The following is a 16887-nucleotide window of genomic DNA, read 5'->3' as shown; positions in this document are numbered from 1 at the left end:
GAGTGACCCGGGACGGGTCACTCCGCGAACGCCTCGCACACCGGGAGATCACTCCTCGTCGTCGCCGATACCGCCCGGCAGACCGGCGGTGTCCCCGCTGCTGCCGTCGTCCGGGGTCTCGCTCACCGGGGGCTCCGGCTCCTCGGAGGTCGTCGGCTCCTCGGAGGGCGTCGGCTCCTCCGTGGTCGGCTCGTCCGTCGGCTCGTCCGTCGGCGACTGACTGAAGGAGGGGGAACGCGTGTACGACGGCGTGTAGTCGGGGTTGTCGCCCGAGCCAGTGCTGTCCTGCGTCTCCTCCTCGGTCACCTCGTCGGTGGGTGTCTCCTTCGTGTCCTTGTCCTTGCTGGAGGACGTCGCCGTCGGGGACTTCGTGGTCCCGGTGCCGCCGCTGCCGTTGCCGGCGTCCTTGTTGTTCAGCGCCAGCGCGACACCCGCGGAGATGGCGATCACCGCGAGAACGGCGAGGATCCACAGCTTGCCGCGGCCGCTGCCCCGGTTGCCCCGTCCCTCGAAACCGCCGTCGTCCCGGCCACCGCCGCCGTATCCGGGCAGGATCGGCTGCGGGATCTGCGAGGTGCCCTCCCCGGAGTGGGGCATGACAGTGGTACCCGACATACCGCCCGGCGGCGTGTGCCGGCCGTCGTGCACGGCGACGGGCCCGGTGTTCCAGGTGCCGGTGTGGCCGCCCTGGTCGTACAGCATCTGCAGGCCGTACTGCACGAGGCCGCGCATCTCCTCGGCCGTCTGGAACCGGTCGTCCGGCTCCTTGGCGAGGGAGCGCATGACGAGGCCGTCGAGCTCCGGCGGCGCCGCCCCGTCCGAGGACTCGGAGGGCGGTACCGGAATGTCCTGGACGTGCTGGTAGACCACCGAGAGCGGGGTCTCGCCGATGAAGGGGGGCCTGAGCGCCAGGAGTTCGTAGAGCAGACAGCCGGTGGCGTACAGGTCGGAGCGGTGGTCGACGGCCTTGCCGAGTGCCTGCTCCGGGGAGAGGTACTGGGGTGTACCCATCACCATGCCGGTCTGCGTCATCGTCGTCGACGCCCCGTGCAGGGCGCGGGCGATGCCGAAGTCCATCACCTTCACGGCGCCGTTGTCGGTGATGATGACGTTCGCCGGCTTGATGTCGCGGTGCACGATGCCGTGCTGGTGGGAGTAGGCGAGCGCCTCCAGCACACCGGAGACGATGATCAGCGCCTGCTCGGGGCCGGGCGCCTCCGCGTTGATCAGCAGGTCGCGGATCGTACGGCCCTCGACCAGCTCCATGACGATGTACGGCACGGGCGTGCCGTTCACGACGTCCTCGCCGGAGTCGTAGACCGCCACGATCGAGTGGTGGTTGAGACCGGCCACGGCCTGGGCCTCACGCGTGAAGCGGGCCTTGGAGATGGGGTCCTCGGCCAGGTCGGATCGGAGCAGTTTGACCGCCACCGTACGACCGAGGCGCACGTCCTCCGCCGCGAACACCTCGGCCATGCCGCCCCGGCCGAGTCTGTGGGTCATCCGGTACCGACCGTCACCGACCAGCCCGCCGTTGCCCCACAACTCCGGCGCGTCCGACATGCCGCCGCCAGTCGCCTCGGGGTCGGACGGGCCCTGAGAGCGCTGCTGCTGTGCCATCAGTCCTCGCCGTCGTTTCTGCCCGCGGTCCGCGCGGTACTTGTTACGGTCTCCGTCGGCCACGCTACAGCCTTCACGCAAGGGGCCGGTCCGGGTTGGATGCGCGACGGGGTTCACGACGGGTTCAAGGTGGATCCATAGGTTGAGTCGGCCATGAAACCCGCAGCGCGCGCACTCGTGCAAGTTCTGTGTACCGGGCGTACGCCCCCTGTAACGCTTCCGCGACGCTTCTATCGCGTACGGTCACGGATCGGGCACCGCGCTTGACGTGTCGGTGCCCTGGGGCAGACTTGGCCGGGAATAGCTCAAAGGATCACCAGCAGCATCAGGGATCAGACGATCGCGGGAGCAACGCCAGCAGCTTTCGCGCGCCGATGGGGGACGCAGGAAGATGAGCCAGGACGCCGCACAGGGCCGGTACGCGGGACGGTCGCTAGCCGGTGGCCGCTATCAGCTGCGTGACCTGCTCGGCGAGGGCGGTATGGCCTCCGTCCACCTCGCGTACGACTCGGTGCTCGACCGACAGGTCGCGATCAAGACACTCCACACGGAACTGGGCCGCGAACAGGCCTTCCGTGAGCGTTTCCGCCGCGAGGCGCAGGCCGTGGCGAAGCTCACCCACACCAACATCGTCTCCGTCTTCGACACCGGCGAGGACGAGATGGACGGCATGACGACGCCGTACATCGTCATGGAGTACATCGAGGGCAAGCCGCTCGGTTCGGTGCTCGACGCGGACGTCGCCCAGCTCGGCGCGATGCCCGCCGACAAGGCGCTGAAGATCACCGCGGACGTGCTGGCGGCGCTGGAGATCAGCCACGAGATGGGCCTGGTCCACCGGGACATCAAGCCGGGCAACGTGATGATGACCAAGCGCGACGTCGTGAAGGTCATGGACTTCGGCATCGCCCGCGCCATGCAGTCGGGTGTGACGTCGATGACGCAGACCGGCATGGTCGTCGGCACCCCGCAGTACCTCTCGCCCGAGCAGGCCCTCGGCCGTGGCGTGGACGCCCGCTCCGACCTGTACTCGGTCGGCATCATGCTGTTCCAGCTGACCACCGGCCGGCTGCCCTTCGAGGCGGACTCCCCGCTGGCCATCGCCTACGCCCACGTCCAGGAGGAGCCCGTCGCTCCCTCCTCGATCAACCGTTCCCTGCCGCCGGCCGTCGACGCCGTCATCGCCCGCGCGCTGAAGAAGAACCCGAACGAGCGGTTCCCGAGCGCGGAGGCGATGCGGGACGAGTGCATGCGGGTCGCCGCGTCCCTGCAGCCCGTCGCGCCGAGCATCGTGCCGGGCGCCCAGACGCCCAGCGGCGCCGGGGTCTCCTCGGCCGTCTTCCCGCCGATCGACCAGACGGGCGCGCCGCAGTCCGGCAGTGTGCAGATGCCGTACCAGCCGCACGCGACGGGCGGATACGGCCCGCCGACGCCCGCGCCCGCCCCGTCCTACGGCTACCCGCAGCAGGGCGGTTACCCGACGCCGCCGCAGACCGCCCAGTACGCGCCGCAACAGGGGCCGGCCACCCCGCCGCCGTACACCATCTCGCCCCAGCAGTCCTCGCCGTCGGCGGGAGGTGCCGGGGGCGGGAAGAGCAACAAGGGCGTGATCATGGGGGCGATCGCCGTGTCGGTCCTCGCGGTCGGCGGTCTGATCGTGGCGCTGACCCTGAGCAAGGGGACGGAGTCCGAGGGCGGCGACAGCGGCCCGAGCGCGTCCTCCTCGCCGACCGTGGTCGAGGGGCACAAGGGACCGGACACGTCGAAGGTCATCGAAACGACCGCGTGCACGGAGCCCGTGGAGTCGTACAACGACCCGGACAAGATCGAACTGCCGGACTTCACCTTCAAGAACATCGACTCGGTGAAGAAGTGCTTCCAGGCGGCCGGCTGGGAGTACGACGTGCAGAAGGTCGACGAGAACACGTACGGCGAGGGCACGGTGATGGAGCAGTACCCGTCGGCCGACGAGGACGTCGACCCCAAGGACATGCCCTCGATCGTCCTCAAGGTCTCCACGGGCAACCCGTCCTGACGCCTCGCGCACCCCGGCATGTGGAAGGGCCCGGCACGTCATGTGCCGGGCCCTTTGCGTACGTGGGGGTGTGCGGGGTGTCGGGCCGGGTCGCCGGACGGGGTGTCGCCCGGGGCTAGAGGTACGGGCCTCCCGAGCGGCCGATCGTCCGCGGGTCGTCGTCGCCCTCGTGGCCGCCGACGCCGGGCGGCAGCGCACGGCGCATCTGCTCCAGCTGGGCACGGGCGGCCATCTGCTGGGCGAACAGCGTCGTCTGGATCCCGTGGAAGAGACCTTCGAGCCAGCCGACCAGCTGGGCCTGCGCGATCCGCAGCTCCGCGTCGCTCGGGATCACCTCGTCCGTGAAGGGCAGGGAGAGCCGCTCCAGCTCCTCCACCAGCTCGGGCGCCAGGCCGTCCTCCAGTTCCTTGACCGAGCTGGCGTGGATCTCCTTCAGCCGGGCCCGGCTGGCCTCGTCGAGAGGGGCGACCCGTACCTCTTCGAGCAGCTGCTTGATCATGCTGCCGATGCGCATGACCTTGGCCGGCTGTTCCACCATCTCCGTCACCGGGACCTCGCGGGAGTCCTCGTCTCCTCCGCCGCCCACCGCCATTCCGTCCTGGCCCACGACCAGGATCTGGGGCTGTTCGGGCGACCGTTCGTTCCTCGGCATCTCCATGCCGTTCATTCTCTCCCACGCCCCCACCTCCCCGGGCTGGCGCCCCCCACACAGGGTGATCCACCGTTCACACGGCAGCCGTCCGGCGTGGGTCCGGCTGCTCGCGCCGAGATGCCGGGGGGCGGGGTGCGTGTGAGCCTGAGGGCGTGGCTCCTTGGCTTCGTTCGACGCGCCTGACGGGACTCGTCCGCGTCACGGGACTGCTGGTGGTCCTGGTGGCGGGGGCCGTGCCTGCCGTCCACGCGGCCGAGCCCGACCCCGCGTCCTCCCGGGCCGGCAGCCGTGCGGGCGAGGGGCGGGAGCGGCCGGGGCGGGAGGACGCCTGGCCCATGGCCCCGGACGACACGTACGCGCCCTCGGAGGTACCGGTACCGGTCCCCGAGCCGGACGGCCCGGAAACGGGTACCTCGGTCCGCCCGGACACCGCCCCGCCCCCGCCGGCCGCACCACCCGGAGCCGGCACCGCGACCGCCGAGGAACCCGTCCTGCGGGTCATGGCTCTCGGCAGCGGTCTCATCCTGATGGGGGTGGGGCTCGGTCTGGCCTTCGTCGGACTGCGGATAAGACGGTACTGAGCGGGGCGGCGTGCGGGTCCATCAGCAGCGTCGGCGGCCCGGTCGTCGCGTCGGCGGCCCGGTCGTCGCGTCGGTTACGGCACGACCAGGAGGACCTTGCCGATGTGGCCGCTCTCCTCCAGCACCCGGTGGGCCGTGGCCGCGTCGTCCATGGGGATCTCGCGGTCGACGACGGGACGCACGTGGCCCCCGTCGAGCAGCGGCCACACGTGTTCGCGCACGGCCGCGACGATCGCGGCCTTCTCCTCCCGGGGGCGGGCGCGCAGCGAGGTCGCGCTGATCGCGGCGCGCTTGGCGAGGAGGGCGCCGATGTTCAGTTCGCCCTTGACGCCGCCCTGCATACCGATGATCGCGAGGCGGCCGTTGACGGCGAGCACGCGGACGTTGCGGTCGAGGTACTTGGCACCCATGTTGTCGAGGACCACGTCCGCGCCCCTGCCGTCCGTGACCTTGCGGACCTCCTCGACGAAGTCCTGCTCGCGGTAGTTGATCAGGGTGTCCGCCCCCAGGGCGGCGCACTGGGCGAGCTTCTCCTCGGTACCCGCCGTGACCGCCACCTTCGCGCCGACGGCCTTGGCGAGCTGGATGGCCATGGTGCCGATGCCGCTGGAGCCGCCGTGCACGAGCAGGGTCTCGCCCGGACGCAGATGGGCCACCATGAAGACGTTCGACCAGACCGTGCAGGTGACCTCGGGCAGCGCGGCCGACGCGGTCAGGCCGATCCCGGCGGGCACGGGCAGCAGCTGGGCGGCCGGGGCGACGACCTTCTCCGCGTAACCGCCGCCCGCGAGCAGCGCGCACACCTCGTCGCCGACGTTCCATCCGGCCACCCCGGGGCCGATCTCCGCGATGCGCCCGGAACACTCCAGGCCGGGGTAGGGGGAGGCGCCGGGCGGTGGATCGTAGAAGCCCTGCCGCTGGAGCAGGTCGGCACGGTTCACCGCGCTCGCCGCCACCTCGATGAGCACTTCGCCCTCGCCGGGCACGGGGTCGGGGACCTCGTCCCACACCAGGGCCTCGGGTCCACCGGGTTCGGGAATCGTGATCGCATGCATGAGGGGGACGCTACTCCTCGACCTCCACGTCCCGCCGCCCCCGGCGACGACACCTTCACGCCTCCGCTCCCAGGCCCGCCCCGCCCCGGCCCCGTTCGCGCCTCCTCCGGCCGGCGGCCACGCCTCAGCTCCCTCACCCGACCGACGCCGCTCCGACCCGCACCCCTCCAACGCCGGTCGGCCGCCCCGGCCCGCCCGGCCCCGCGTGCCGATCCCGAACGCCCTCCCGTCGCCGATCCCGCGCGGCCCTGCCCCCGCCGACGACCACATCCCCCGTCGCCGACCCGCTCCCGACGCGGCGGCCCCGCACCGCCGTTCTCACCCGGCCCCCTCCGGACGGCACCACAAGCCCCGGGACCCTGGCGCGGGACCCACCGACGGCAGGGCCGCATTCCTCCCGCCCCGCCCCCCCCACACACACCAGCCGTCCGCCCACTGCCCACTCAGGCGACCGCACCAGGCCCTCTCCTCCGGCGGCCCACACCCCAGGACCCTGGCACCAGCCCCACCGACGGCCCGGCCCCCATGCCTCCCTCGCCCCGCCCCGCCCCCAACACCAGCCGTCCGCCCACTGCCCACTCAGGCGACCGCACCAGGCCCTCTGCTCCGGTCGATCCCGCCCCAGGACCCCGCGGGCCAGCCGCCGACAGCGGCTGCGGCCTGCATGCATCCCACCCCTTCCCCAACACCAGCCGTCCGCCCCGCCCCCACTCAGGCGACCGCCCGCGGCGCTCCGCTCCCGTCGGCCCCCACGCACCGAGGCCCCGCTGGCCAGCCGCCGTCGGGGGCCCGGCCTGCGTCCCCTCGGTGGTTGCCCCAGCCCCGGTCGGCGGGACTGCCCCCACGCCCTCGACCGTGCCGTCGGCCGTACCGATGGCCCGGTGCGCCCCGCGCCCGCCGCACCGCGAACCGCCTCCGCGGCCCCGTCCTCGCACCCCGCCGAACCGCTGCCGCACCCCCGTCCCCGAACCCACCGCCACAAATTGGGATGCGTATCCAGCCCATCGGCGAGACCGTGAAGGCTGCACTGCCGCGCGGACGCGCGAGGACCCGCTTCGACCGCGAGTGCGAAGCCGTCCCGACTTTTCGCGCGGCGACCGATGAGTTTCGGCGGTCCCCGTGGTCTCCCTTTGCGTAGCCCAGGACACGGGCCCCGTACGCGGAAGGATCTCAGACATGAGCGCACAGACGTCCGGCCTCGCGATCGAGACCGCGGGTCTGGTCAAGACCTTCGGCGAGACCCGGGCCGTCGACGGCGTCGACCTGGCCGTGCCCGCCGGCACGGTCTACGGCGTCCTCGGCCCGAACGGCGCCGGCAAGACGACCACGGTGAAGATGCTCGCCACCCTGCTGCGCCCCGACGGGGGCGAGGCGCACGTCTTCGGTCACGACGTCGTCCGGGAGGCCGACGAGGTCCGCGGGCGGGTGAGCCTGACCGGGCAGTACGCCTCCGTGGACGAGGACCTGACCGGCACCGAGAACCTGGTGCTGCTCGCCCGCCTCCTCGGCCACGGCAAGGCGGCCGCACGGCTCCGTGCCGAACAGCTGCTGGAGGCCTTCGGACTGAGCGAGGCCGCCGCGAAACAGGTCAAGCACTACTCGGGCGGCATGCGGCGCCGTATCGACATCGCCGCGTCCATCCTCAACACACCCGACCTGCTGTTCCTCGACGAGCCCACGACCGGCCTCGACCCGCGCAGCCGCAACCAGGTGTGGGACATCGTGCGCGCGGTGGTCGCCCAGGGCACGACGGTCCTGCTGACCACGCAGTACCTGGACGAGGCGGACCAGCTGGCGTCCCGGATCGCGGTCATCGACCACGGCAAGGTGATCGCGGAGGGCACCAAGGGCGAGCTGAAGGCGTCCGTCGGCGCCGGTTCCGTCCATCTGCGGCTGCGCGACGCGGCCCAGAGGCCGCAGGCGGAGGAGGTGCTGCGGCTCACCCTCGACGCCGACGTGCAGCGGGAGCCGGACCCGGTGGCGCTGACGGCGCGCGTCGGCGCGGGATCCGCGGGCGGGCAGGGGGCCGCCGAGGCCGCCGCCCGGGCACTGGCCGAACTGGCCCGCACCGGCATCACCGTCGACAACTTCTCGCTGGGACAGCCCAGCCTGGACGAGGTCTTCCTCGCCCTCACCGGACACGACACCCAGGCGACGGCCACACAGGCCGACGACGCCCCCGACACGAAGGACGAGGCGGCGGCATGAGCACCGCGACCACCACCGAGAACAAGGAACTCGCCCCCGTCAGCGCCGAGTCGCTCGCCGCGCTGCTCATCTCCAAGGACCGCCCACCGCGGCCCAGCGCGCTGTCGGCCTCGCTGACCTTCGGCTGGCGGGCCATGCTCAAGATCAAGCACGTGCCGGAACAGCTCTTCGACGTCACCGCCTTCCCGATCATGATGGTGCTGATGTACACGTACCTCTTCGGCGGTGCGCTGGCCGGCTCGCCCGAGGAGTACATCCAGTTCCTGCTGCCGGGCATCCTGGTGATGTCGGTCGTGATGATCACGATGTACACCGGCGTCTCCGTCAACACGGACATCGAGAAGGGCGTCTTCGACCGCTTCCGCTCGCTGCCGATCTGGCGGCCGTCGACGATGGTCGGCTATCTGCTGGGCGACGCCCTGCGGTACGCGATCGCGTCCGTGGTGATGCTCACCGTCGGCATGATCCTCGGCTACCGCCCGGACGGCGGGGTGCTGGGCGTGGTCGCCGGGGTCGCGCTGCTCATCGTCTTCTCGTTCTCGTTCTCGTGGATCTGGACGATGTTCGGCCTGATGCTGCGCACCGAGAAGTCCGTGATGGGCGTCAGCATGATGGTGATCTTCCCGCTGACCTTCCTGTCCAACGTCTTCGTCGACCCGAGCACGATGCCGGGCTGGCTCCAGGCGTTCGTCAACAACAGCCCGGTCACCCATCTGGCCTCGGCGGTCCGCGAGTTGATGGCGGGCGAGTGGCCCACCGCGGAGATCGCCTGGACGCTGGGCTGGTCCGCCCTGTTCGTGCTGGTCTTCGGACCGATCACGATGCGGCTGTACAACCGCAAGTAGGCGTCCACGCCAAGAGGGTGGCCCCGGGGTTACGCATCCCGGGGCCACCCTCTCGTTCTCCGTCACGGCAGGTGCTTGGTCTCGGGGGTGATCTTCGTGCTCGGGGTGGCACGGACGATGGTGATGAGCCGGTCCGTCAGCTGGAGCTGACCGATGGACGGATCGTCGTAGCCGAGCACCCGGTGTCCGCGCAGCACGCTGACCACGAGGTCCTCCGTCTCCCGCACCCCGCGCCCCACCTCCGCCTTTATGACCGGCCGTTCGGCGATGTCGAGCCCGCTGCCCTGCTGGATGAGGTCCTCCATCACCATGCCGGCCGCCGGGCTGAGTACGGAGAGCCCGAGCAGCCGTCCGGCCGCGCTGGCACTGGTGATGACCACGTCCGCCCCGGACTGCTTCAGCAGCGGCGCGTTCTCCTCCTCGCGCACGGCGGCCACGATCTTCGCCTGGCGGTTGAGCTGGCGGGCGGTCAGCGCGACCAGGACGGCGGTGTCGTCCCGCGCGGTGGAGATGATGATCTGCCGCGCCTTCTGCAGCTCGGCCCGCAACAACACATCACTGCGGGTCGCGTCCCCGATGACCCCGGTGTATCCCTCGGACGTCGCTGCCTCGATGGCCTTGGAGCTGGGGTCCACGACGACGATCTGCTCCTTCTTCAGCCCCGTCACGCAGACGGTCTGAACCGCCGACCGCCCCTTGGTCCCCCAGCCGACGACAACGGTGTGATCCCTCAAGGCCGCCCTCCAGCGGTTCAGTCGCCATTCTTCGCGCGTGCGCTCCGTGAGAACCTCCAGCGTGGTACCGACCAGGATGATCAGGAACAGCACACGCAGCGGGGTGATCACGAAGATGTTGGTGAACCGGGCAGCATCGCTGACCGGCGTGATGTCGCCGTATCCGGTGGTGGAGAGGGTGACGGTGGCGTAGTAGAACGCGTCGAGCAGATCCACCGAACCGTCGGAGTTGTCGTTGTACCCCTCGTGGTCGGCGTAGACGATGAACGCGGTCGCGACCAGCACGAACAAGGCCATCGCCAGCCGCATACCGACCTGTCGGATCGGCCGCTCGACCTCCTGTTTCGGCAGCCTCACCTGGTGGGTCACCAGACGCTCGTCCGCATTGCGGGCGATCGCGTCCTGGCCCGGCAGTTTCACGTGAAACACTCCCCGTTTCGACGTACGTCCCCTGGCTGTACCCCGCCCCCGACGGCCCGTTGTTTCACGTGAAACACCGTTGGTCCTACGGCCGGTCGGCCATACCGACGTTTCACGTGAAACACACCTGGATCCCCGCGGTCGCCCAGGGCAGGTCGAGCAGTTCCAGCGCCTGACCGAGGCGGGCGCCGCCGGGTGGTACGACGGCTAGAGCATCGGCGGTGGCGATTCCGCGGAGCATAGCGGGACCGTTGTAGTGCAACGGCACGGCATCGTCCCCGCGCAGGCCGACGGGCACGAGCCGGGTGTCGTACGGATGGCCGTGCACCCCCTCGCGCAGCGGCACCGCGTACGGCTCCGGGGCCGGGCGTCCGGCGAGAGTCCGCAGCAGCGGCTCGGCGAGCGTGAACAGCCCGGAGACGGCGGCCAGCGGGTTGCCGGGCAGCCCGACGAGATGCTGGTCCTGCTTGGTGCGGGCCAACAGCATGGGATGCCCGGGGCGCACCTTCACACCGTCGACGAGGAGTTCGGCCCCGACCCGGCGCAGGATGGAGTGGACGTGGTCGACGGGCCCGGCGGCCGTACCGCCCGTGGTGACGATGAGGTCGGCGGAGGACTTCTTCACGGCCCGGTACAGGGCGTCGGCGTCGTCCCCGAGGCGGCGCACGGCGGTGACCTCGGCGCCGAGCGCCCGCAGCCAGGACGGCAGCATGGGGCCGAGAGCATCCCGGATGAGGCCCTCGCGCGGAAGTCCGTCGGTGAGCAGTTCGTCGCCCAGGACGAGCAGTTCGACGCGCGGGCGGGGGAGCACGGTCACCGTGTCGTACCCGGCGGCCGCCGCGAGCCCGAGCGCGGCCGGGGTGATCTGTGTGCCGAGCGGCAGCAGTTGGTCGCCGTGACGGCACTCCTGGCCTCGCGGGCGGATGTCCTGCCCGTGGACGAGGTCCCGGGTCGGATGCAGCCGGCCCTTGTCGTCGGTGAGGCCGTGCTCGCTGCGCAGGACGGCGGTGGTGTCGGGCGGGATGCGGGCGCCGGTGGCGATCCGGACCGCCTCCCCGTCCGTCAGCCGCCCGGGATCGGCGTGCCCTGCGAGGACACCGTCCTCCCGCACGGCCCACGGGCCGGGACCCGCCACCGCCCAGCCGTCCATGGCGGACGTGTCGAAGGAGGGGAGGTCGGTGAGGGCGGTCAGGGGCGCGGCGAGTACGAGTCCGAGCGCCTGGTCGACGGTGACCGAGACAGGGGCCCGGCGGCCGGCCGTACGGGCGGCGCGTTCGGCGATGGCCCGGGCCTCGGGCCAGGAGGTGTCCCCGTGGGGGGAGTCGCCCTTGGCCCGGTGCTCCTCGGACCGCCCCGGCACGGGGGTCTCGCGGGAGGGACGGGGCTCCATCGGCCCCTGGACGGCTCTGTCGTTGGCCACGGCCAGCGCCTCCTCCACGTCGAGCTCCTCGGCGTCCTGGGCGGTCATCCGGCGGCCGGGCCGGTGTCCTGGCCGGAGCCGGTGCGGGCATCGGCGTCCGCGTCCGGCGCGGGATCCGACGGGGCGTCCGGCCCGGCGGCCGGCGGGTCCTCCTCGGCCCAGCGCAGGGCCAGGGCGGACGCCTTGCGGGCGGCCTCGGTGACCGCCTCCGGGCCTCCACCGGCGCGGGCGGCGGCGTAGCCGATCAGGAAGGTGGTCAACGGGGCGGCGGGCCGGGCCACGCTGTGGGCGGCGTCACGGGCGAGGTCGAGCAGCTCGGTGATGTCGACGTCGAGGTCGATCCCCAGCTCGTCCTTGACTGCGGAAATCCATTCATCCAACACGTGGCCATGCTCCCTGATCCGTGCGCGGGCGGCGGCGATGTCGTCCCAGGTGTCGCAGTCGAAGGACGCGACCGGGTCGGTGATGCGGGTGAGGCGCAGCGCGGCGGTCAGCCGCCGCAGGGGGAGCCCGGTGAGACCGTTGTGCTCGGCGGCGAGCCGGGCCAGCTCCCGGCGCAGGGCCTCGGCCCGGTAGACGGCGACGAGGGGCTGGTCGCGGCCGTCGGGGTCGGTGACCAGCACGCCGTCGGCGGAGCCCGCGCTGTCCGAGAGGGCGCGGAGCAGACGCCCCACCGTCTCCTCTCCCAGGAACGGCAGGTCGGCGGAGAGAACGAGGACGCGGGGTGCGGTGGTGTGCCGCAGTCCGGCACCCAGCGCGGCGAGCGGGCCGCCGCCCGGGGGGTCCTCTCGGGCCCACCGTACGGCCCGCGCGGTGGGCCGGGGTGCGGCGACGACGACGGTCGTCCCGGCCCCGGCACAGGCGGTCAGCACTCGGTCGAGCAGCGCCCGGCCCCCCACGCGCACGGCGGGCTTGTCGGCGCCGCCGAGCCGCCGGGCGGCGCCGCCGGCGAGCACGACGGCGTCGAACGCCTCGGTACCGGGGTCGCCCGGGGGCTCGTACGCGGTCACCCTCCGAGTATGCGGGTCCCGACGATCACAGGGAACGTGGGAGAGGCCGCGCGATCAGGGACCGACCGGGTCCGACGGCGTGGGCGATCGGTCCCGGCCGGGTACATCCCCTGTTCAGAGCGTGCGCAGCAGCACCGCCGGCTGTTCGACGCAGTCGGCCACGAATCGCAGGAAGCCGCCCGCCGTGCCGCCGTCGCACACCCGGTGGTCGAAGGTGAGCGAGAGCTGCACGACCTGCCGTACCGCCAGCTCGCCCTCGTGCACCCACGGCTTGGGGACGATGCGGCCGACGCCGAGCATGGCGGCCTCGGGGTGGTTGATGATCGGCGTGGAGCCGTCGACCCCGAAGACGCCGTAGTTGTTCAGGGTGAAGGTCCCGCCGGTCAGCTGGCCGGGTGTCAGGGTCCCGGTCCGTGCCGCCTCGGTCAGCCGCGCGAACTCGGCGGTGAGCGACTCCGTGTTCCTGGTGTGCGCGTCCCGGACGACGGGCACGACCAGCCCCCGTTCGGTCTGCGCGGCGAACCCGAGGTGCACCCGGTCGAGCCGGACGACCTCGCGGGCCTCCATGTCGACCGTCGAGTTCAGCTCCGGGAAACGGGCCAGGGCGGCGGTGCAGATCCGGGCGAGCAGCGCGAGGACGGAGATCTTCGGGCCCCCGGCCGCGTTCATCGCCGCCCGGGCGCGCATCAGTTCCGTCGCGTCGGCGTCCACCCAGCAGGTGGCGTCGGGGATCTCGCGCCGGCTGCGGGAGAGCTTGTCGGCGACGGCGCCCCGCACGCCCCGGAGGGGGATGCGGGTGGCGGAGGGTGCCTCGGCGGGTGCGGGCCGCGCGGCCGGCTGTGCGGTCACGGCCCTCGGCTCCGGAGCGGGGGCGGGGGCCGTGGCGGCCCGCAGCGCGTGCTCCACGTCGGCCCGCAGGATCAGTCCCTCGGGGCCCGAGCCGTGCAACGTCCGCAGGTCCAGGCCGTTCTCGCGGGCGAGACGGCGGACGAGCGGGGAGATGACCGGCACGGGTCCGTCCGAACACGCGGGAGCGGCGACCGGGGCGGGTGTCGGGTCGATGACGGTGCGCGGGGCCGTCGGCTCGGCGGGCATGGTGGACCGGATCGGTTCCCCGGGCCGCACCCGCCTGCGCCGCGCCGGCGGCGCGCCGGTGCCGTACCCGACCAGCACGTTGCCGGAGCCCTCGCCGGCGGTGGCGTCCGAGGCGGGTGCCCCCACGGCCACGGTCAGCAAGGGCGCGCCGACGGGCAGTTCCGTGCCCTCCTCGCCGAAGCGGGCGGTGACGACACCGCCGTAGGGGCAGGGGACCTCGACCATGGCCTTGGCCGTCTCGACCTCGACGACCGGCTGGTCGATCGCGACGACGTCCCCGACCTGGACCAGCCAGCGCACGATCTCGGCCTCGGTCAATCCCTCACCGAGGTCGGGCAGCTTGAACTCCAGCACCTGGGCCATCAGTTCCCCGCCTCCCACTGCAGACGGCCCACGGCGTCCAGGATCCGGTCGACGCCGGGGAGGTGGTGCCGCTCCAGCATGGGCGGGGGGTACGGGATGTCGAACCCGGCGACGCGCAGCACGGGCGCCTCCAGGTGGTGGAAGCAGCGCTCGGTGACGCGGGCCGCGATCTCGCCGCCCGGACCGCCGTAGGAGCCCGACTCGTGCACGACGACCGCCCGGCCGGTCCGGCGTACCGACGCGGCGACGGTCTCGTCGTCGAAGGGGACCAGGGAGCGCAGGTCGACGACTTCGAGGTCCCAGCCCTCGGCCGTGGCCGCCTCGGCGGCCTCCAGACAGACGGGCACGGACGGGCCGTAGGTGATGAGGGTGGCGCTGCGGCCGGCGCGGCGCACGACCGCGCGGCCGATCGGCTCGACGGCCTGCGGCTCCTCGGGGTTCCAGGAGTCCTTCGACCAGTACAGGCGCTTGGGCTCCAGGAGGACGACCGGGTCGTCGGAGGCGATGGCGGCGCGCAGCAGGCCGTAGGCGTCGGCGACGGTGGCGGGCGTGACGACATGGAGCCCCGGAGTCGCCATGTAGTACGCCTCGGAGGAGTCGCTGTGGTGTTCGACGCCACCGATGCCGCCGCCGTACGGGACACGGATGGTGATCGGCAGGGGCATCGCTCCGCGCGTGCGGTTGCGCATGCGGGCGACATGGCTGATGAGCTGCTCGAACGCCGGGTAGGCGAACGCGTCGAACTGCATTTCCACGACCGGCCTGAGCCCGTACATGGCCATGCCGACGGCGGTGCCGAGGATGCCCGCCTCGGCGAGCGGGGTGTCGGTGACCCGGTCCTCGCCGAACTCCTTGGCGAGCCCGTCGGTGACGCGGAAGACACCGCCGAGGGCGCCGACGTCCTCGCCCATGACGTGCACGGTGGGGTCGGCGGTCATGGCGTCGCGCAGCGCGCGGTTGAGCGCCTGCGCCATGGTGGCGGGCTTGACGGCGACGGTGGTCATGGCCGCGCCCCTTCGTTCTCCGCCGCCAGCTCGGCCCTGAGCAGGGCTTCCTGTTCACGCAGTTGCGGGGTGGGCTCGGCGTAGACGTGGGCGAAGAGGTCCATGGGGTCGAGCACCGGGTCCTGGTTCATGCGCTCGCGCAGGTCGGCCGCCATCGCCTCGGCGGCGTCCCGGGCGGCCCGGATGCCGTCCTCGTCGAGGAGGCCGCGCTCCGTCAGCTCGTGCTCCAGGATCGCGATCGGGTCGTGCGCGCGCCAGGTCTCGACCTCGGCGTCGCCCCGGTAGCGGGTCGCGTCGTCGGCGTTGGTGTGGGCGTCGATGCGGTACGTGACCGCCTCGACCAGCGTGGGACCGCCTCCCGCGCGGGCGTGGGCCACGGCTTCGGCGAGGACCTGGTGCACGGCCGCCGCGTCGTTGCCGTCGACCAGGCGGCCCGGCATCCCGTAGCCGACGGCCTTGTGGGCCAGCGACGGGGCGGCGGTCTGCTTGGCGAGCGGTACGGAGATCGCGAAGCCGTTGTTCTGGACGAGGAAGACGACCGGCGCCTGCCAGACGGCGGCGAAGTTGAGCGCCTCGTGGAAGTCGCCCTCGCTGGTGCCACCGTCGCCGACCAGGGCCAGTGCCACCACGTCGTCGCCCTTGAGGCGGGCGGCGTGCGCGAGGCCCACGGCGTGCGGGAGCTGGGTGGCGAGGGGGGTGCACAGCGGCGCGACGCGGTACTCGTGCGGGTCGTAGCCGGTGTGCCAGTCGCCGCGCAGCAGCGTGAGCGCCTGCACGGGGTCAAGGCCACGGGCGACGGCGGCGAGCGTGTCGCGGTAGCTCGGGAAGAGCCAGTCCCGCTCCTCGAGGACCAGCGCGGCGGCGACCTCGCAGGCCTCCTGGCCGGTGCTGGAGGGGTAGACGGCGAGCCTGCCCTGCTTGGTCAGGGCGGTGGCCTGCGTGTTGTAGCGGCGGCCGCGCACCAGCTCGGCGTAGAGCCGGCGCAGCAGCGCGGGGTCGGCGTCGGCGGCCGCGTCCGTACCGAGCACGCGGTGGGGCAGGGCGTCGGGCAGCAGCGGCGCGGGGTCCGTGCGGGGCTGCCAGGCGGGCGGCGGTGTCGGGCGGTACGCGCCCCGCTGCTCCATGACCGTCATACGGCACCTCCTCGTGGGAGTGGCTCAGGGACGCGGCACGGTTGTGACGCGTCTCACCTACCGATTGTTCGGTCGCTGACGCATTTTGGCTACAGGCACCCTCAGGCTGTGGACAAACGGTTCTGCACAGCCTGGAATGAACGCAGTCCGTCCATGGCAGGGAGGCAGGGGCACATGGCACCTGAACAAATGGCCGAGCCGCCGGAGCACGGTCCGGCCCTCCCGCCCCCTCGACCGCTGGACGCCATAGACCAGGACATCCTGCGCATGCTGCAGGCCGACGGCCGCGCCTCGATACGGTCCGTCGCCGAACGCGTCCATGTCTCCCGCGCCAACGCCTACGCGCGCATCAACCGCCTCATCGAGGACGGCGTGATCCGGGGCTTCGGGGCGCGCGTGAACCACGAGCGCGCCGGAAAGGGCACCTCGGCCTACATCACTCTCAAGATCGTGCAGAACTCCTGGCGCACCGTCCGCGACCAGTTGCGCCAACTCTCCGGCGCCGCCCACATCGCGCTGGTCGGCGGCGACTACGACGTCCTGCTCCTGGTGCACACCTCGGACAACCGGGCCCTGCGCGAGGTCGTCCTCACCAAGCTCCAGGCCATCCCGGAGGTGCTCAGCACCCGGACCCTGCTGGTGTTCGAGGAGGAGGACGTGGAACCGGAGGGGTGAGGGGCCCGCTGCCGGGCCGTCGGCGGGCGCATGAGCC

14 protein-coding genes are annotated in these 16887 nt (G+C 72.3%); 5 read left to right on the top strand and 9 right to left on the bottom strand.

Annotated elements, in window-relative coordinates; all coding sequences use genetic code 11:
* Window positions 1-48 precede the first annotated feature (48 nt).
* A complete protein-coding gene (locus ACFU5F_RS39770; protein WP_383898233.1) occupies window positions 49-1620 on the bottom strand; it encodes a protein kinase in 1572 nt (523 codons plus the stop codon).
* Between the two features lie 391 nt (window positions 1621-2011).
* Here ACFU5F_RS39770 and ACFU5F_RS39765 point away from each other — a divergent pair, with 391 nt between their 5' ends.
* Complete coding sequence (locus ACFU5F_RS39765) at window positions 2012-3655, top strand: protein kinase (RefSeq protein WP_383898231.1); 1644 nt, start codon at window positions 2012-2014, stop codon at window positions 3653-3655.
* A 115-nt stretch (window positions 3656-3770) separates the two neighbouring features.
* Here ACFU5F_RS39765 and ACFU5F_RS39760 read toward each other — a convergent pair whose 3' ends face one another.
* The gene (locus tag ACFU5F_RS39760) at window positions 3771-4313 is read right to left on the bottom strand and encodes a bacterial proteasome activator family protein (protein ID WP_383898229.1); all 543 of its coding nucleotides are present in this window, start codon (window positions 4311-4313) and stop codon (window positions 3771-3773) included.
* A gap of 146 nt (window positions 4314-4459) precedes the next feature.
* On the opposite strand from ACFU5F_RS39760, the gene ACFU5F_RS39755 reads away from it, so the two are divergent.
* Entirely contained in the window at window positions 4460-4888 is a 429-nt protein-coding gene (locus ACFU5F_RS39755) for a hypothetical protein (protein WP_383898227.1), read from the top strand.
* Window positions 4889-4962: 74 nt separating this feature from the next.
* On the opposite strand, the gene ACFU5F_RS39750 is transcribed toward ACFU5F_RS39755, so the two are convergent.
* Window positions 4963-5943: an NAD(P)H-quinone oxidoreductase gene (locus ACFU5F_RS39750; protein WP_383898225.1), complete on the bottom strand. Its 981-nt coding sequence runs from the start codon at window positions 5941-5943 to the stop codon at window positions 4963-4965.
* Between the two features lie 1176 nt (window positions 5944-7119).
* Between ACFU5F_RS39750 and ACFU5F_RS39745 the strand changes: the two genes are divergently transcribed.
* Window positions 7120-8151 carry an ATP-binding cassette domain-containing protein gene (locus tag ACFU5F_RS39745; protein WP_383898223.1) on the top strand — a complete coding sequence of 344 codons (1032 nt, stop codon included), beginning with the start codon at window positions 7120-7122 and terminating at the stop codon, window positions 8149-8151.
* Entirely contained in the window at window positions 8148-8996 is an 849-nt protein-coding gene (locus ACFU5F_RS39740; protein ID WP_383898221.1) for an ABC transporter permease, read from the top strand. The genes ACFU5F_RS39745 and ACFU5F_RS39740 overlap by 4 nt, the downstream gene beginning before the upstream one ends.
* A 62-nt stretch (window positions 8997-9058) precedes the next feature.
* On the opposite strand, the gene ACFU5F_RS39735 is transcribed toward ACFU5F_RS39740, so the two are convergent.
* From ACFU5F_RS39735 to pdhA, 6 genes are all read right to left on the bottom strand, one after another.
* Window positions 9059-10150, bottom strand: a complete 1092-nt coding sequence (locus ACFU5F_RS39735) for a potassium channel family protein (protein WP_383898219.1) — start codon at window positions 10148-10150, stop codon at window positions 9059-9061.
* A gap of 112 nt (window positions 10151-10262) precedes the next feature.
* On the bottom strand, window positions 10263-11618 hold the full coding sequence (locus ACFU5F_RS39730) for a molybdopterin molybdotransferase MoeA (protein WP_383898217.1): 1356 nt from the start codon (window positions 11616-11618) through the stop codon (window positions 10263-10265).
* The gene (locus ACFU5F_RS39725) at window positions 11615-12580 is read right to left on the bottom strand and encodes an NTP transferase domain-containing protein (RefSeq protein WP_383898215.1); all 966 of its coding nucleotides are present in this window, start codon (window positions 12578-12580) and stop codon (window positions 11615-11617) included. The genes ACFU5F_RS39730 and ACFU5F_RS39725 overlap by 4 nt, the downstream gene beginning before the upstream one ends.
* Before the next feature lie 114 nt (window positions 12581-12694).
* Window positions 12695-14038 carry a dihydrolipoamide acetyltransferase family protein gene (locus tag ACFU5F_RS39720; RefSeq protein ID WP_383898213.1) on the bottom strand — a complete coding sequence of 448 codons (1344 nt, stop codon included), beginning with the start codon at window positions 14036-14038 and terminating at the stop codon, window positions 12695-12697.
* Entirely contained in the window at window positions 14038-15042 is a 1005-nt protein-coding gene (locus ACFU5F_RS39715) for an alpha-ketoacid dehydrogenase subunit beta (protein WP_383898211.1), read from the bottom strand. Before ACFU5F_RS39715 ends, ACFU5F_RS39720 begins: the two co-directional genes overlap by 1 nt.
* Window positions 15039-16175 carry a pyruvate dehydrogenase (acetyl-transferring) E1 component subunit alpha gene (gene pdhA / locus ACFU5F_RS39710; protein ID WP_383898209.1) on the bottom strand — a complete coding sequence of 379 codons (1137 nt, stop codon included), beginning with the start codon at window positions 16173-16175 and terminating at the stop codon, window positions 15039-15041. The genes ACFU5F_RS39715 and pdhA overlap by 4 nt, the downstream gene beginning before the upstream one ends.
* A gap of 189 nt (window positions 16176-16364) precedes the next feature.
* On the opposite strand from pdhA, the gene ACFU5F_RS39705 reads away from it, so the two are divergent.
* Entirely contained in the window at window positions 16365-16850 is a 486-nt protein-coding gene (locus tag ACFU5F_RS39705; protein WP_013002201.1) for an Lrp/AsnC family transcriptional regulator, read from the top strand.
* The last annotated feature ends 37 nt before the right edge of the window (window positions 16851-16887 follow it).

The organism is Streptomyces sp. NPDC057438 (assembly GCF_042802995.1).
Taxonomy (GTDB): domain Bacteria; phylum Actinomycetota; class Actinomycetes; order Streptomycetales; family Streptomycetaceae; genus Streptomyces.
The sequence above is the reverse complement of the archived record's forward strand: the minus strand, read 5'-3'. Positions and strand labels throughout refer to the sequence as shown.

Bases quoted from the DNA above. Each gene is read 5' to 3' on its own strand.
- ACFU5F_RS39745 (WP_383898223.1), top strand. From the start codon at position 7,120: ATGAGCGCACAGACGTCCGGCCTCGCGATCGAGACCGCGGGTCTGGTC.
- ACFU5F_RS39750 (WP_383898225.1), bottom strand. From the start codon at position 5,943: ATGCATGCGATCACGATTCCCGAACCCGGTGGACCCGAGGCCCTGGTG.
- ACFU5F_RS39770 (WP_383898233.1), bottom strand. From the start codon at position 1,620: ATGGCACAGCAGCAGCGCTCTCAGGGCCCGTCCGACCCCGAGGCGACT.
- pdhA (WP_383898209.1), bottom strand. From the start codon at position 16,175: ATGACGGTCATGGAGCAGCGGGGCGCGTACCGCCCGACACCGCCGCCC.
- ACFU5F_RS39720 (WP_383898213.1), bottom strand. From the start codon at position 14,038: ATGGCCCAGGTGCTGGAGTTCAAGCTGCCCGACCTCGGTGAGGGATTG.
- ACFU5F_RS39740 (WP_383898221.1), top strand. From the start codon at position 8,148: ATGAGCACCGCGACCACCACCGAGAACAAGGAACTCGCCCCCGTCAGC.
- ACFU5F_RS39715 (WP_383898211.1), bottom strand. From the start codon at position 15,042: ATGACCACCGTCGCCGTCAAGCCCGCCACCATGGCGCAGGCGCTCAAC.
- ACFU5F_RS39730 (WP_383898217.1), bottom strand. From the start codon at position 11,618: ATGACCGCCCAGGACGCCGAGGAGCTCGACGTGGAGGAGGCGCTGGCC.
- ACFU5F_RS39765 (WP_383898231.1), top strand. From the start codon at position 2,012: ATGAGCCAGGACGCCGCACAGGGCCGGTACGCGGGACGGTCGCTAGCC.
- ACFU5F_RS39760 (WP_383898229.1), bottom strand. From the start codon at position 4,313: ATGGAGATGCCGAGGAACGAACGGTCGCCCGAACAGCCCCAGATCCTG.
- ACFU5F_RS39705 (WP_013002201.1), top strand. From the start codon at position 16,365: ATGGCCGAGCCGCCGGAGCACGGTCCGGCCCTCCCGCCCCCTCGACCG.